19 protein-coding genes are annotated in these 14,814 nt (G+C 33.0%); 9 read left to right on the top strand and 10 right to left on the bottom strand.

Annotated features, from left to right (window positions below):
* Positions 1-194: 194 nt before the first annotated feature.
* The 4 genes from HRT72_08565 to HRT72_08550 form a co-directional block, all read right to left on the bottom strand.
* On the bottom strand, positions 195-1,943 hold the full coding sequence (locus tag HRT72_08565; GenBank protein ID NQY67759.1) for a hypothetical protein: 1,749 nt from the start codon (positions 1,941-1,943) through the stop codon (positions 195-197).
* Between the two features lies 1 nt (position 1,944).
* Positions 1,945-2,682: a TolC family protein gene (locus tag HRT72_08560; protein NQY67758.1), complete on the bottom strand. Its 738-nt coding sequence runs from the start codon at positions 2,680-2,682 to the stop codon at positions 1,945-1,947.
* Between the two features lie 20 nt (positions 2,683-2,702).
* On the bottom strand, positions 2,703-3,512 hold the full coding sequence (locus tag HRT72_08555; protein NQY67757.1) for a sugar transferase: 810 nt from the start codon (positions 3,510-3,512) through the stop codon (positions 2,703-2,705).
* Positions 3,513-3,878: 366 nt separating this feature from the next.
* Positions 3,879-4,265, bottom strand: coding sequence for a response regulator (locus tag HRT72_08550; GenBank protein ID NQY67756.1), 387 nt, complete (start codon positions 4,263-4,265; stop codon positions 3,879-3,881).
* Positions 4,266-4,525: 260 nt separating this feature from the next.
* On the opposite strand from HRT72_08550, the gene HRT72_08545 reads away from it, so the two are divergent.
* The gene (locus HRT72_08545) at positions 4,526-5,107 is read left to right on the top strand and encodes an archaeosortase/exosortase family protein (protein NQY67755.1); all 582 of its coding nucleotides are present in this window, start codon (positions 4,526-4,528) and stop codon (positions 5,105-5,107) included.
* A 105-nt stretch (positions 5,108-5,212) separates the two neighbouring features.
* Here the strand turns inward: HRT72_08545 and HRT72_08540 are convergent, their stop codons facing one another.
* The gene (locus tag HRT72_08540; GenBank protein NQY67754.1) at positions 5,213-5,371 is read right to left on the bottom strand and encodes a hypothetical protein; all 159 of its coding nucleotides are present in this window, start codon (positions 5,369-5,371) and stop codon (positions 5,213-5,215) included.
* Between the two features lie 51 nt (positions 5,372-5,422).
* Between HRT72_08540 and HRT72_08535 the strand changes: the two genes are divergently transcribed.
* Both HRT72_08535 and HRT72_08530 read left to right on the top strand, forming a co-directional pair.
* Complete coding sequence (locus tag HRT72_08535; protein ID NQY67753.1) at positions 5,423-5,689, top strand: hypothetical protein; 267 nt, start codon at positions 5,423-5,425, stop codon at positions 5,687-5,689.
* A gap of 368 nt (positions 5,690-6,057) precedes the next feature.
* Complete coding sequence (locus HRT72_08530) at positions 6,058-6,294, top strand: hypothetical protein (GenBank protein ID NQY67752.1); 237 nt, start codon at positions 6,058-6,060, stop codon at positions 6,292-6,294.
* Positions 6,295-6,336: 42 nt separating this feature from the next.
* Here the strand turns inward: HRT72_08530 and HRT72_08525 are convergent, their stop codons facing one another.
* Genes HRT72_08525 through HRT72_08505 form a run of 5 tightly spaced genes read right to left on the bottom strand, consistent with a single transcriptional unit; the run spans position 6,337 to position 10,091 of the window.
* Positions 6,337-7,161, bottom strand: a complete 825-nt coding sequence (locus HRT72_08525; protein NQY67751.1) for an NAD(P)-dependent oxidoreductase — start codon at positions 7,159-7,161, stop codon at positions 6,337-6,339.
* Positions 7,162-7,195: 34 nt separating this feature from the next.
* Positions 7,196-8,143, bottom strand: coding sequence for an NAD-dependent epimerase/dehydratase family protein (locus HRT72_08520; protein ID NQY67750.1), 948 nt, complete (start codon positions 8,141-8,143; stop codon positions 7,196-7,198).
* Entirely contained in the window at positions 8,136-8,930 is a 795-nt protein-coding gene (locus HRT72_08515; protein NQY67749.1) for a hypothetical protein, read from the bottom strand. Before HRT72_08515 ends, HRT72_08520 begins: the two co-directional genes overlap by 8 nt.
* 3 nt (positions 8,931-8,933) lie before the next feature.
* Complete coding sequence (locus HRT72_08510; protein NQY67748.1) at positions 8,934-9,449, bottom strand: NAD(P)/FAD-dependent oxidoreductase; 516 nt, start codon at positions 9,447-9,449, stop codon at positions 8,934-8,936.
* Complete coding sequence (locus tag HRT72_08505; protein ID NQY67747.1) at positions 9,450-10,091, bottom strand: alpha/beta hydrolase; 642 nt, start codon at positions 10,089-10,091, stop codon at positions 9,450-9,452.
* Positions 10,092-10,291: 200 nt separating this feature from the next.
* Here HRT72_08505 and HRT72_08500 point away from each other — a divergent pair, with 200 nt between their 5' ends.
* The 6 genes from HRT72_08500 to HRT72_08475 form a co-directional block, all read left to right on the top strand.
* Positions 10,292-11,665: a sigma-54-dependent Fis family transcriptional regulator gene (locus HRT72_08500; protein ID NQY67746.1), complete on the top strand. Its 1,374-nt coding sequence runs from the start codon at positions 10,292-10,294 to the stop codon at positions 11,663-11,665.
* Between the two features lie 92 nt (positions 11,666-11,757).
* The gene (locus HRT72_08495) at positions 11,758-12,153 is read left to right on the top strand and encodes a response regulator (protein ID NQY67745.1); all 396 of its coding nucleotides are present in this window, start codon (positions 11,758-11,760) and stop codon (positions 12,151-12,153) included.
* Positions 12,154-12,398: 245 nt separating this feature from the next.
* A complete protein-coding gene (locus tag HRT72_08490; GenBank protein ID NQY67744.1) occupies positions 12,399-12,902 on the top strand; it encodes a response regulator in 504 nt (167 codons plus the stop codon).
* A 2-nt stretch (positions 12,903-12,904) separates the two neighbouring features.
* Positions 12,905-13,396: a hypothetical protein gene (locus tag HRT72_08485; GenBank protein ID NQY67743.1), complete on the top strand. Its 492-nt coding sequence runs from the start codon at positions 12,905-12,907 to the stop codon at positions 13,394-13,396.
* 11 nt (positions 13,397-13,407) lie between these two features.
* On the top strand, positions 13,408-13,896 hold the full coding sequence (locus HRT72_08480) for a response regulator (protein ID NQY67742.1): 489 nt from the start codon (positions 13,408-13,410) through the stop codon (positions 13,894-13,896).
* Positions 13,897-13,936: 40 nt separating this feature from the next.
* Positions 13,937-14,814, top strand: an 878-nt coding sequence (locus tag HRT72_08475; GenBank protein ID NQY67741.1) for a phosphoenolpyruvate synthase, incomplete at its 3' end; no start/stop codon positions are given.

The following is a 14,814-nucleotide window of genomic DNA, read 5'->3' as shown; positions in this document are numbered from 1 at the left end:
TTCTAAAATTGTGTTAGAACTGCCGCATTTTACTAATTGTAGTAAGTAGATAATGAGTCGTTATTCTTATAGTAATAGTAGTAATATTTCATTGTAAACAACTCACCGCTGCTTGGGGGTATGGCCGTGATATTTACAAATGTAACACAGTTAAAATAATAGTTAAAAATATACACCATTAACAGAAAATATGCCTAAGAATTTAACCAAACATCGGGGCACAAATGCACAGTCAAAAGCTGTTGAGACTCACTTTCATAATAATTATGGTTTATTCTGGCTATCATTTGGTTTAGCAACTTATTATATAACAATTCTGCAAGCGGCTCCTTATCTGTTTTCAAAATGGGCAACCCACCTGCCAATTTTAGTCCTGATAGTTTTTGTAGCCTTCTAGGACTCTTTATTGTATCGTCTAAATATTCCAATACTAAGAGTAAGCTCAGGGTAAGAATCAAACCGGTAAAAAATGCCAACAACATAAAAACTGGCTTCTTTGATTTTTCTGCATTTACAGGATAAAACGGATGATCAACAATTTTTAAACTGGTAAGCCTTTCTATGCTTTCTTGTTTTAGCCTGGCTTCATTCAGGCTTTCCATCAATGATAAGTAGTCTTCTTCCAACATATTTATTCTTCTTTCCATTTGTTTGATAGACGACCCGAGAGAAGAAAACTTGGTGTAATTTTCTTCAAACTCCTGTCGGAATGCGATGTATTGATAAATCCTGGCAGTATACTCTTCTTCCTTAATAGCTGCTTGGAGCCAAGAATCTACAATACTTTTTACAGCGAGTCCATTAGAAGAATTTCTTAAATCGTAAAGCTGTGATACCTCATCATTTAACTGTTCTTTTAATTTATCCGATTGAGCCTTCAACTCCATGAAATAATCATTTCTCATTTCAGATGGATTATTATCCTCTAACGAATCAGGCAATTCTATTATGGCTTTTTGGGAAATCTCAATAAATGCTATTTGAGACGTTACATCTCTTAACTTCTTCCTTATACTCAGAATAGACTGGTTCTTTAATTTGATTCCCTCCCCTAATGACATTTTATTCTCAGCTTCTTCCTTCGCTGCAACTGCTGCTGCCAATTGTAATTTTTCTCCTTGAAATGCCACTTCAAACTCTTCTCTTCTATGCGCTAAATATTTGGTTTGTTCGTAATAGTTAATCACCTTTTGCTCAGTCATAAGCTCACTTAGCTGCTCTTCGGCTGTGTCTAATTTTGTCTTTGCTACAGCTGTTTCTCTTAAAAAATATTGTACTACTTCCCACGATTCCGCAGAACGTATGGTTTTCACGTCAGTCAATATTACTGATAACGCAATTCTAATGGTATGGTAACAGATACCTGCATCAGATGTTTCATAGCTAAAAACTACCAAATCGCTATTACCCTCTTGCATGCCAGATAAGCTAAGGAGTTTATCTAAACCAAAATAATCGCTAGATAAAGACTGGGTAGAATTCAACAAATAGTAGATCTCGTTCTCATAGCTACTATGATAATGCTCATATAGCTTTAAATACGTAGCCTCTTCATTTTGCTTCACTACAAGTTGATCGGTAAACTCTTTAGGAAGTATTTCAGCCAGTAATTCCTGATTATCAGATGACATGTCCTGCTCGCTTATCACATCCTTGGACAAATAAAAAGACAAAGTCCTCAAGATTATCTCTTCTCTAGTAGATCTAGACTTCATGTTTTCGAACAGATTATCAAATTTTGTTTTAATGGCAAAAAAATCTGTTCGCCGATCACCTTCGACAGAACTACCTGATGCAAAACCAGTATATATAGTAGTGGTAGTAAGGTAATTACGCTTATTATCATCCATTAAGAGCAACACCATTATCATTAGTACTACAGGTATAATTACCAGCACTTTATAGTGATTAATTAGTAAACGGATAAATGCTAATAAGCTCATTTTATTTAATTTTTACTCCCGATACTTCTTCAAGAAGAGACAATGCCAACGTATAGTCTCTTCTTGCCTCCAACATAAATATTTTTGCCTTTACGGTCTCAATATGAATTTTTGAATAGTCTAATAGTTCAATAGCATTATTTCCCAATTCTACTTCGGCATAATTATAATTGATCTCTGAGATTACAACGGCATCGTTTCGAAGTCTCAAAACCTCGGCCTTAACTTCAATATCGAGGTACAGTTCTATAATTATTTTGCGTAAGTTTTGTTTTAGCTCTTCTTTTTTTTCTACAGAGATATCATATTCGAGTTCACGTACTTTGATACTTTCTTTTCTATTAAGCATTGTAGACAGTTGAAGTGATATGGATGCGCCCACACCATACCAATTTTGGGCAGTAGTAGAAAATGATTGTGGTATTGCAGATCCAACTACCATGGCGTTATTTGTTCCCCAATTGTAATTACTGTTAAGTTTAAATCCGTCGAGCCAGAGCTTTTTTTCTATCTCTATCAGTTCGTTGTGCTTGTGACTGGTTAAATCCTGAAATCGAATTAAAGGAGAATTATAATATGCATCTTCTATTAGTTCTAATAACGGTGGTAATTCTATAACACCTATATACTGATGGTTTACATCTAACGTGTCAGCGCTAACTTGTGCATAGCACACTGCGTTAAACACGAACAAGCCAATAATTATTGGCCAAATATTTTTACTATTTAATAAACTCACTTATAATGTTTTGCTCCTTTTTATACATTTTCAATCTGAAACAATGCAGGGATTGTTCTTAAGATTAATTTAAGATCATTAAAGAACGAATAAGTGTCTGCATACTTGTTATCAAGCATTTTACGTTCGTCCTCACTCATTTCACTTCCTCCTCTTTTTTCTACTTGCCATAATCCTGTAATTCCAGCTGGTGCCATAAATCGCTGTGTCCACTTATCTGATGTAAGTAGTTCTGCTTCATAGAGTGGTAATGGTCTATTCCCTACAATAGACATGTCTCCTTTGATAACATTAATGAGTTGTGGTAGCTCATCTATACTAGTATTCCTTATTATTCTTCCAACTCCAGTGATCCTTGGATCGTCTTTTATTTTAACAAAAGTTCCTTTCCTTTTTGCCTTTCTTTCCAAGAGAAAATGGCGTTCGCATATTTTATTCCCGTCTACAATAAGTACTGGTGAACAGAATTTCTCTAAATACTCACAACTAGGGCATTCTTCGGATTGCTCATCGGGCAAATTTTTATTTGCATACTGATTCAAACCTTCCAGTTCCTTAAGTCTATCTTCTGCATCAACATACATTGATCTTAATTTATAGAAATCAAAAACCCGATACCCTGTACCTACACGTTTAGATGCATAAAACAATGGCCCGCGAGATTCTATTTTCATAGCAATCATTGTTACTAAAAGAATCGGAGATACCATCACCAAAACAATAGAAGCGAATATCACATCAAACAAGCGTTTCGATAAAGACAAATTTGTCAAATCTATCCTCCTATCATCTTTTCTAATACGAGGAGACCTGAGAGATTTAAACTCCATTAAAAAATCCATTCGAGACCGGAAATCATTTAAGACAAAAGGCTTTACGATAATCTCATCAATACCTACAGAAATTGCTTCGAATCTTTTTTTCTTAGTAAATGATTTAACAATTTGAATAAATACCACCTTATCATAGCGTCTTAGTTTTTTTAATTTCCTTAGAAACTGACATTCATCATTAGTAATATTCTCAATATCTATAAATATAATATCAGGAACGGATTCAGTTAATTCAAGAAAACTAATTGCTTGAGCTGTGTTCTTTTTTCTTATGATTCGAGCTATCTCACTCTTATAAAACTTGAACTCTATTACATTTCCGATGTAGAGTATTGACTTCTTTTTCATGTTCTTCTAATTGGTTTACCCGGCCATTTTTAGGCCTTTGAAAATATTATAGACTTTCACCTTTAATTCCTCAGGATTAAAAGGTTTCATTACAAAATCAATGGCACCTAACTCCAAGCATTTAATCCGCTCTGTACTTCCCTGTTTTCCAGACAGCACCATAAAAGGGATATCTCTAAAGAAAGAACTGCTTTTAATGTGTTCTAATAATTTATTGCCATTCATCTCCGGCATATCCAAATCAGATATTATTAGATCCGCTGTATTACCTTTTTGTAAGTAGACTAGCGCATCATGTCCATTGTTCATAGCAACGACCCTATAGTGTGTCTGCAAGTAATAATGAAGGAACTGACGCATATACTGGTCATCGTCTATTATTAATATTTTCTCCTTTTTCATAATTTCCAAATATTGATTTCCAACCCTTACATACAATTCAATGCCAAGTGTAGTTTCTCTGACTTTCCACTAGTAAACCTTCATTTTTAAATATTAATGGAGGCAAATCAATTCTCTATCAGAGACGATATTCTACATCGTAGATTGAAGCAGATCGCAAATTGCCCGGGAAACGCAACAGTTAGTGAATCAATTGTATCCATTTTAAAAGACTGGAATAAGTATTGATAAGACAACACTATAAATTTCAAATTGAAGCCATGCGTAAAATTGTCGACTCTTTATTCTCCTATTCTCCTTTTATCTATTCAATCTTTAAGAAAAACACCGACCTATATCGATTTGCAATTTATTTTATCACTCTTGTTGGACTTTGGAAAGTTGCCTTTGCAATAATTTGGAGAACTCCCTATTTATTAGATTTATATAATAATTTTAGCCTAGGCGTTATAGACTTAATTCTCAATCATTGTGGTATTCTATTGAAATGTCTTTCTTATAAGATAGAAATAATTTCAGCAGATAGATTACTTCGAATTCCAGGCACTTTAGGTGTAACTGTTGGAGAACCTTGTATTGGATTTGATCTCATGGCACTCTATACCGCGCTTATAATCTCCTATAAAGGAACAAGAAGCGACAAGATAACCTACGTAATCTTTGGTCTAGTAATCATTCATTTTATCAATATTATTAGGATATGCGCTCTATCTATTTTGGTATCAATCAACTCGAAAATATGGGAACTAAATCATAAAGTAATTTTTACTCTCATAGTTTATTCTGTGATATTTATGCTTTGGAAAAAATGGATTATTCACAATACCAGCTTATCCAAATAACTCTCTCTATCACAGATTTCTTCTCTATCTGAGAAAAAAAACAGTCATTCTTAGTTATTTATATATATAACTATATACTTGGCATCCTACTTGAAGCAACAGTTATCAAACTATATATATGAAATCAAAATATTTAAAACCAAAACTACTGTTAATGATAATTTCATTAACGTTTGTATCGATAAGCGTATTTGCACAAGGACCACCAGGACCACCAGGCGTCCCCCTTGATTTTGGGATACTCGCATTTTTATTAGCCTGCATGGGATATGGAATACAATCACTTGTAAATAAAAATAACACAAAAAGTTAACTATGAAAGAAATAGAAAAACTAAAATTCAGACTGGAAGCTCAAAAGTGTGCAAATGACTTAAATGTATTTACAGACAAGCACCCATATATTAACAATGCTTTCTTCTTAAAAGAACTAAAAAAACAATATGTAAAACTGGAACTTTTTGAACTCGCTGAAATAATTAGAAAGAGACTAGAAATAATAAAAGGTATTAAAGAAATAGCATTTAAAAGGCTCGTCGCCTTACAATTAAAAAGCAAAGACGAAACCTCTTATTTGAATTGAATAATTTTTGACCAATTACCAAATCAACTTTAACAATAAAATATAACATCACACATGAGAATATTATACTAATCCTTTTCCTATGGATATTTATCCTACCTACTTACGGGCAAGCCCTAATAACTTATCAGGGAACTTAGTATTATCGGATTATTTAGAACTCGTAGATAATATTGCAACTCAAGATATTGTTCATATAAATAGTGCGAACCAAACAACCATAAAGAAGATTTCGAATTAGTAGATACATATGTTGCATGGGGTCACTTTTTAATAGTTAATGAAACCACGCCATACACAATAGAAAGAAAACACACAAAACATGAAGGACATGACATTGGTGGAATAGAAATAATTAAAATTGAATCATGAAAAAATTACGAATACTTAGACTAATTATTGAAGCTAAAAAATGTGCTAAAAACCTATCCAACATAACTGAGAAAGAGAGCCTAGTAGAAAATATTATCTTTTTACAAATACTGGAACAGGAATATGCAAAATTAGAGCATTATGAATTTGCTGAGATTATCAAGAAGCGTATTAAGCAGATTTCCAGCATATTAGAAGATACCCTTAAAGCAAGAAAATCAACACAGATTTAAAAAGCTTAACCCGTTCCGAGTATTATATACATTGTTAGTAGTCTAAAGAAACATATCAGGGTATAACCCTTTACTTGTATCGATTGCATAATGGTCGAAATTCTTTATTCCAACCTTCTCTAATACCTCTTCGTCTGTAAAAAAATTACCCGTACAGGTGTCGCTAATTTTTTTCAAAATACAATAAGCTGCATCAGCAACAATTTGTGGCGATCGACAATAACCAATCAATTCTTTTCCATTTTTATTCAAATACCTAATCGCGGATGTCGCAATCAATGTTTTGGGCCAAAGGGCATTTACTGCGATTTTATCCTTCATTAATTGCTCTGACATACCTAAGCCCGTCAAACTCATTCCGAATTTAGCCATCGTGTATTCTAAGTTTTCTTTAAACCATTTTTTACTCAGGTTAATGGGTGGAGCAAGAGTCAGAATATGCGGATTCATTGAATTCTTCAAATAAGGCAAGCATTTTTTAACAACAAGATAAGTACCTCTTGAATTTACTCTATGCATCAAATCAAACTTTTTAAGGCTTAATTCCTCTATTAATCCTAAGGAAATAGCACTCGCATTATTAATTACTATGTCAATTGTTTTAAACTGTTTTATCGTGAGCTGAACCGCTTTTTCTACTTGTGTGTCATATCTAATATCGCAACAAATCGGAAGTGCTCTCCCTCCTACCGACTCAATTTTTTTAGCGGCAGTATAGATTGTTCCTGGTAATTTTTCATGAGCATGTTCTGTTTTTGAAACTATAGCAATATTTGCTCCTTTGCTCGCGAGCTTGACCGCTATGGCCAACCCAATCCCCCTGCTGGCTCCAGTAATAAAAACAGTTTTGTTTTTTAAATTCATCATAATATATTTATGTTAATAGTGATACTTCTACAAATCAGTGAGATTCTAGGTAGAACTCGAATGCTTCTTTCGATGTTTTGCGAAAACGATAATGAAAATATTCCTTCAGCTTATTTCTATCCAGAACTGGTCTGTACTTAATAAAGTCTAAGTGCTCTTTCGTATAGTCTATTAAAGAAAACTTATTTAGCAGGTTTAGTATTCTACCTAATCGCACGTTGTTTAGAGAGAGGTATAATTTTGATTGCATATCCGCAATTTCTCTTAACGAAACCCATCCCTTTCCCGCAATATTATATGTTCCGAGCAATTCCCTTTCAGCACATTCAATTAAACAACCCACCACATCCTCATCCCATACAAAAGAGAATGGTGATACAGCCTTATTTAATCCGACAATTACTGATCTATCAAACCATCTAGAAACAATGTTGTTTGAATTTGATCCAAGAATCGTACAGGGTCTAAATATTGTATAATTAAGTCCTGTGTTCTTTGAATGCTCTTTGATAATTGATTCGGCTATTACTTTATTCCGACCATAAGTTATGGGGTTGTTGGATTCGACAGGCTGCTTTTCAGTAATATAATTTGGCAACCCATCCTTGTATCCATATACTGCTCCACTCGAAACAAAAACAAAGTGTTCTACAGTATTCATTGAGCATAATTTCAATAACTTTTTTAAGCCACCTATCTCAATTTTATAAATTTCATCCGACCTGTTTTTATCTGGAGACATTATACCAATGAGATGAAAAACGATATCGAATTTCATGCTTTTAAAAATGGCGTTTAAGTGATGTGATAAAATACTCAACTCATGAGAAACTAAATGTGGTAATTTGACTTTAGGTTTTTGAACATCCAAACAATGAACATTTAGATTTGGATATTGTTTTAACAACCCTTTAATGAGCTTAGTCCCCAAATTACCTGCACCGCCAGATATTAATATTCTTTCTTTTCCTGTTTTAATCATAGGCCAACATTTTTAATCCTTTTTCTAACAACCTCATGTAAGAGATGTTGTTAACATAATACCTACTATTCCCTTTAAACTTGTAATTATAGCCTCCACTCAAATCAGGAATTTGTTTCATCAAATCCTCAAAAGATTTGGCTGATTTAGAAGCGTTTATTCTAGCTCTCAAATACCTTCCAACAAGTAAAGCTTGCTTGTATCTCCCGTCCCATCCCAATCCTAAAGAGCTAATCATACCCATAACGAACAAGTTTTTTCTATCCTTATTAAAAATATTGAGAAACAATTCAGGACAATCTTCATTCATATTTAAATGCTTTTTATCAATAAAAGGGAAACAAAGATTAAATCCGGTAGCCAAAATAATGGCGTCATACTTCACTCTTACTTCATTTGAAAACAAAACAGAATTTCCATCATACTTAATTAATTGATCTTGAATTTTTATATGACCATGACCAATTTGATATTTTAATTCAGAATTAATTATAGGATGCTTTTCATAAATATTATGCAAGGGTTTCGGTAAACCGAATTGCTGCATTTGACCTGAAATCGCATTAAGAAAACTTGAATGGATATACTGCTTTAAACGTACAGGTAATTTAATGGCAAAATTCAAACTGTCTGCAGGCTTCCCAAGTAAATATTTAGGAATAATGTAATTACCAGAACGCATGCTTAAACCAACTGTTTTGGCAACTCGAACGAGTTCACAAGCAAGATCACAACCACTATTGCCGGCACCTACAATTAATACTTTTTTATCGCGATAAAACTCCAAGTCTTAGACTTTACTTGAGTGTACTATATTTCCTTTAAACTTCCCTCCAATATTCGGAATATTGGGACTATTGAACAATCCGGTAGCCATAATAACTCCTTTATAAGTAGCAAAACTACCTCGTCCTAAATCTACCATCCATCTTCCATCCCGTAGTTTTTTGACCTCCTTTACTGGTGAGTTAAACTTGAATTTTTTCAATAATTTAAAATGATTAGCATAGCTAACGAGGTATTTAAAAACTTTTTCATGATGCGGATAATCCTCAGGAGTATCTGCCATCGGATAATGCCTAAATTCAGTCTTTTCCTTAGACGATATTAAATGAACATTAGGATATAAAGGACTAGAAGGATTATCATAATTCCATAAACCTGCTACAGTTTCGCTCGATTCATATCCTTGATAACTTATCCCTAAATCTTCAAAAACTTTTGCACATGCTAGTCCCGATGGACCAGCTCCGATTATAGCATAGTCCGCATTTAATCTTTTTTTTCTCCTCAAATTTGCTCTCATTTACACGTTGTTTTCAATTAATATTTTTTCTATTTCCTTTGATTTGTTTACCATGATAAAATGAGAACCTCCCCTTAAAGGATAGTCAACTTTTTTCTTACGAGGAAGAATTCTATCATTTGTTCCATGAATCCGAATAGCATCGGGTATCTCTTTATTCTTCCAGTGTAAAATACTTTCAAGTGCCCACTCAAAAAACTTTAATTCAACAGGAGTTAATAATCTTTTTATTCTTCTGATATCTTTCTCGTTTTTTACCTTAAACAGGCATTTGAATAAAAAGAATGGAGATATTACGGCCAATCTCGGTATCAGTTTATGAAGTTGAAGCCTTCCTGCTAGTCTCAATCTAAAGGGAACCTCATTTAGTCTTGATGCGGTTGATATCAAAAACATTTTTTTTGGTTTTCTAATCTTTGAAAACTCGATTGCGATCATTCCACCAAAAGAAACACCCAGTAATGTATAATCAATAGGCAGCTTAATTTCATTAAATAGTCTTAAAGCATAGTCAGATAAAGTTTCTCCATTTATATGGTCTATATATTTAATATGAACAACCTCTATACCCGGTAACTTTAATTTTCTAAAAATTAATTCATCAATTATAAGTCCACCTAAACAAAATATTCTATCCGTCATTGGTAATATCTACATCAAGTAATCTGTAATATTCATAACAGCATTTCCGTTATTACAATACTCTAATCAATAAGTATTCCTACTTAGATTCTATCACAAAGGCAGAGTAAAATGAATAAAAAACGAAATTTAATTTTCTACAATCGAACCTTTTTCTCAAATAGAGAGTATAGTAATTGAACGAAATCCATTTCTAACTTATGTCAAACAACAGTAACTCACTACTTATATTTTTAGTCGAAGATGACGATTGGTATGTCCAATTATTAGAATATCATCTTGCTCTTAATCCAGATTACATAATTGAAAAGTTCCCTACGGGGCAAGAGTGTATTAAAAACCTATACCGAAACCCAGATGTAATATGCTTGGATTACTCCTTACCAGATATGGATGGAAAAACATTAACAAAAGAAGTTTTCAAAACAAATCCGAAAATTCCTGTTATAATGATTTCAGGACAAGATGACATCCAAACAGCGATCGACATTTTACAAGAAGAAAATGTGAACGATTATTTAGTGAAAGATGATGATACAAAAGATAGACTATGGAAAGCAGTACTAAAGATTAAAGAAAAATCAGAACTAATCGATGAGGTTGAACATCTCAAAGATGAACTTGGCAGGAAATATGATTTCGAAAGTGCTATTAAGGGTAATAGTTCTGAAATTCATGATGTATTCAGAGTAATGCAAAAGGCATGTGATAATAATATTACTGTTTCCATAACGGGAGAAACAGGTACAGGAAAAGAACTCGTAGCTAGATGCATTCACTATAATTCTAACCGAAGTAAAAAATCTTTTGTCGCAGTTAATATGACTGCAATTCCAAAGGATCTTTTAGAGAGTGAACTATTTGGCCATGAGAAAGGATCATTCACAGGAGCACACGAAAGAAGAATCGGCAAATTCGAAGAATCAGACAAAGGAACGATATTCTTGGACGAGATTGCTGATATGGATATTGCCATGCAAGGTAAACTTCTACGAGTTCTTCAAGAACGCGAAATAACTAGAATCGGAAATAACAAACCTATAAACGTTGATCTTAGAATAATAGTAGCCACGCATAAAAACTTAGCAGAAGAAGTTAAAAAAGGCAACTTTAGACAAGACCTTTATTTTAGGATACTTGGATTACCAGTTGAACTTCCGCCTTTAAGAGATAGAAAAGAAGATATTTTAATAATGGCAAAATTCTTTTTAGACTCATTCAATAAAGACAATAAGAAGATGAAGAAGAAAATATCGCACGACGCAAAAGCCAGACTTAACAAATACCACTACCCAGGAAATGTAAGAGAACTTAAATCAATTATGGAACTATCAGCAGTAATGTCTGACGGAGAGGAAATTGAACCAAGAGATATTACGTTCTCATCCGCATCCTCTTTTACAGATTTTATTATTGAAGGAAACTCACTAAAAGGTTATATCTCCAAAATAATTGGTCACTATTTAGAAAAAAACAACGGTGATGTTTCCTTAGTTGCAAAGAAATTAGACATTGGAAAATCTACACTTTATAAGATGATTAAAAGAGGTGAAATTGCCTTTGACAAATGGTAATTCCATAAAGCTCATGTTAACTTTAAAAATAAGTTCATTATAACAACTGGCATCATTTTGGAACACTTAGGTTAAATCTTAAAATTCAAAATATGACAAATAAAAAAAAGAAGAAGATATTCATAGTAGATGATGACAATATTTATTTAGAATTTATTAAACATGAATTATCTGAGGTAAGCAACATCGAAATCGAAACTTTTCAATCGGCGGAAAAATGCTTGGAAAACATGTACAAAAAACCACAACTAATAATTTTAGATTACAATCTAGACTCTATTTACAAAGACAATATTTCTGGACATAATGCCTTAAGCATTCTACAGAAGAGGAAGCCCCAGCCTGAAATAATTTATATATCCAGCTCTAGCAACGAAGGATTATTAGAGGAATACCAGAGATATCGAAAAATAGATTTTGTATTAAAAACTAATGAAGGAAGTAAGTTCCTTATCCCCACAGTACTTCGTAAATTAAATGCTGCTTAACAAGTATTTTCTAAAAAAGACAGGTCTAGTATTTTTATAATACTAGACCTTTTTTTATTACCCATTTCAGATCGTACTCTCCCCTCAATGACACCATAACTATTAGCATATACAGTAGTCTCGCATAGAGAACAATTCCATATTGGAGATATTTCCCAACTCCTTTAATAACATTTTCCTATATAATTAGATACTCATCTCTCTTCGGCACGACGTTGGAACATCCAATCCCAAATTGAAAAAAAATGAATAGAATATTAAATGTATATATAATAGAAGACGACAGAATTTATAGCAAGCTATTGTTCTCGTACTTATCCAATCTATCGAAAAGGCTAACAGGCCGAGATGTAAGTTTAAATATTGTACAATGTGAAAACGGTGAGGAATTTCTAGAAATAGATAATCCGGATCCTGATATTATTTTCCTTGATTACCACCTGGACAGTACTGAAGAGAATGCTCTAAACGGGCTTCAAATACTAAAGTCTATCAACAGGTCTTATCCAGAAACACAATGTGTAATCCTTACAAGTCAAGAGCATACTATAACCACTGTTGAATTAATGAAAAATGGAGCAATAGATTACATCGAGAAAGACAATAATTCTTTTCATCGAGTTGATCTAGTGGTAGGAAAAATCTGTGTATTAAGAGAAACTAAGAAAAAGAAAAAGAAACTAGTAAGCAATCTAATATGGATAGGAGCACTTATCGCCTTCACATATGTTGTTTACACAAACAAATAATAATGGCTAAAAAAATACTACCGCGTCTTTTCTATACAAGGAAAGCATGGATGCATAAGACTAAAAAAATCATAAAAAGATACCTTAAAGATGATGGACAGCAAAACATAAAGACTTCGGGTATTATTCATAACCCATTATTTGATTTATCTAAACTTGATAAACTCTCTAATGGTAACCCATTCTTCGTTCCCAAAATGGTGCAAGTATTTATCGACGAATTGCCGCCAACTTTATCTCGTCTTACAATGCACTCATTAAGAAATGAGATCCCAAGGGTAAAAGCTGTAGCTCATGTAATGAAACCTTCAATTCGAATGATGGGAATAGAATCTGCAATTCCTTTAGTAGAACAAATTGAAGACTTCTCTGAACGAAAAATTCATTTAGAACAAATCCCAGAATTGGTTAAAGAGCTTGTAACAGTATGTAACAATACGATCAAGCAATTAACAATATGTCAAAACAAACAATTATTCAATAGAAATATATAAAAGCCTTAACTATGACACCAACTATTTTCATTGTCGAAGACGATCCGTTTTATCAAAAGTTAATTCAAGAAGAACTAGCTCATAATAAGTACCGAAATGTTGAGACATTTTCTAACGGTAAAAGCTGTTTGGAAAACATAGATAAAAATCCAGATATAGTACTTCTAGATTATAATTTAGAAGGAGAGCTAAACGGATTACAAGTTCTACAAGCTATAAAAAACACACATAGCAACATTGAAGTTATTATGCTCTCAGCTCAGGAAAAGCTAGAAGTGGCTGCAAATTCAATTAAATACGGAGCGTTTGACTATGTGGTAAAGACTGATACCGCTTTTAAAAGAATAAAACTTCTTGTAGATAGAATAGCGCAATGGAACCATTTGATTCATGAAAATAAGCGACTAAAGAAACTCCAATTCATCGCATTAATAAGTATCGGCTTCTTCTTTATTATAGTTTTTATCATAAGCATATACTACCCTATTTATTTCGACTAAAATCAACTGCAAATTAATTCAAAACTAAATTATAGCAATAATGAAAAATAGTTCATACACCCTTTCTTTTAATCAAATTAATTTAACAGATATTTCACTTGTAGGAGGAAAAAATGCTTCCCTCGGTGAGTTAACTCAAAATCTAAGTTCTGAAGCGATAAAGATCCCAAAAGGATTTGCAATTACAATATTTGCGTTTAACGAATTTATGGAATTCAACAACCTTAAAAATTATATTAATAAGGGTATTCGAGAAATAGACTATAATGATTTAGAAAGTCTCCGAATTACAGGAAAGGTTATTAGAAAAACTATATGCATGGGTAAATTTCCCGATAGCATGATTTTACAACTAGAGAAAGCATATAATCAGCTTTCCAGTAATTATAGCATTAAAGATTGTGATGTAGCAGTACGCTCCTCCGCAACTACCGAAGATTTACCAAATGCATCTTTTGCGGGACAACAAGACACTTTTTTAAACATTAAAGGATTTGACAACATGCTTGAAGCTGTTAAAAAATGTTTTGCATCTCTATATACGGACAGAGCGATTTCACACAGAGAAAGTATGAATTTTGATCAATTAAATATCGCCATTTCAGTTGGTATTCAAAAGATGGTTCGCTCTGATTTGGGAACATCAGGAGTCGCATTCTCTCTTGATACGGAAAGCGGATTTAAAGATGTCGTTTTAATAAATGCATCCTATGGATTAGGAGAACTTATTGTAAAAGGCGAGATTTCTCCGGATGAATTTATAGTATATAAACCCAAACTCAAAGAAGGCTACGATGCAATTATAGAAAAAAAGCTCGGTAGCAAAGAGTTCAAAATGATATATGATAAAGACTTAATAAGTTCCGTTAAAAACACACCGGTTTGGGATAAATACAAAAATGTATACTGTCTTACGGA

This window comes from Flavobacteriales bacterium, assembly GCA_013214975.1.
GTDB lineage: Bacteria > Bacteroidota > Bacteroidia > DT-38 > DT-38 > DT-38.
This window is presented reverse-complemented; position numbering and strand designations above follow the sequence as displayed.

Coding starts and splice junctions, on each gene's coding strand:
- HRT72_08540 (NQY67754.1), bottom strand. CDS start 5,371: ATGCAGGCTAATAAAAATGCGAGTATCCCAAAATCAAGGGGGACGCCT.
- HRT72_08485 (NQY67743.1), top strand. CDS start 12,905: ATGGCTAAAAAAATACTACCGCGTCTTTTCTATACAAGGAAAGCATGG.
- HRT72_08535 (NQY67753.1), top strand. CDS start 5,423: ATGAAAGAAATAGAAAAACTAAAATTCAGACTGGAAGCTCAAAAGTGT.
- HRT72_08495 (NQY67745.1), top strand. CDS start 11,758: ATGACAAATAAAAAAAAGAAGAAGATATTCATAGTAGATGATGACAAT.
- HRT72_08545 (NQY67755.1), top strand. CDS start 4,526: ATGCGTAAAATTGTCGACTCTTTATTCTCCTATTCTCCTTTTATCTAT.
- HRT72_08565 (NQY67759.1), bottom strand. CDS start 1,943: ATGAGCTTATTAGCATTTATCCGTTTACTAATTAATCACTATAAAGTG.
- HRT72_08480 (NQY67742.1), top strand. CDS start 13,408: ATGACACCAACTATTTTCATTGTCGAAGACGATCCGTTTTATCAAAAG.
- HRT72_08490 (NQY67744.1), top strand. CDS start 12,399: ATGAATAGAATATTAAATGTATATATAATAGAAGACGACAGAATTTAT.
- HRT72_08510 (NQY67748.1), bottom strand. CDS start 9,449: ATGAGAGCAAATTTGAGGAGAAAAAAAAGATTAAATGCGGACTATGCT.
- HRT72_08530 (NQY67752.1), top strand. CDS start 6,058: ATGAAAAAATTACGAATACTTAGACTAATTATTGAAGCTAAAAAATGT.
- HRT72_08520 (NQY67750.1), bottom strand. CDS start 8,143: ATGATTAAAACAGGAAAAGAAAGAATATTAATATCTGGCGGTGCAGGT.
- HRT72_08550 (NQY67756.1), bottom strand. CDS start 4,265: ATGAAAAAGGAGAAAATATTAATAATAGACGATGACCAGTATATGCGT.
- HRT72_08555 (NQY67757.1), bottom strand. CDS start 3,512: ATGGAGTTTAAATCTCTCAGGTCTCCTCGTATTAGAAAAGATGATAGG.
- HRT72_08505 (NQY67747.1), bottom strand. CDS start 10,091: ATGACGGATAGAATATTTTGTTTAGGTGGACTTATAATTGATGAATTA.
- HRT72_08525 (NQY67751.1), bottom strand. CDS start 7,161: ATGATGAATTTAAAAAACAAAACTGTTTTTATTACTGGAGCCAGCAGG.
- HRT72_08500 (NQY67746.1), top strand. CDS start 10,292: ATGTCAAACAACAGTAACTCACTACTTATATTTTTAGTCGAAGATGAC.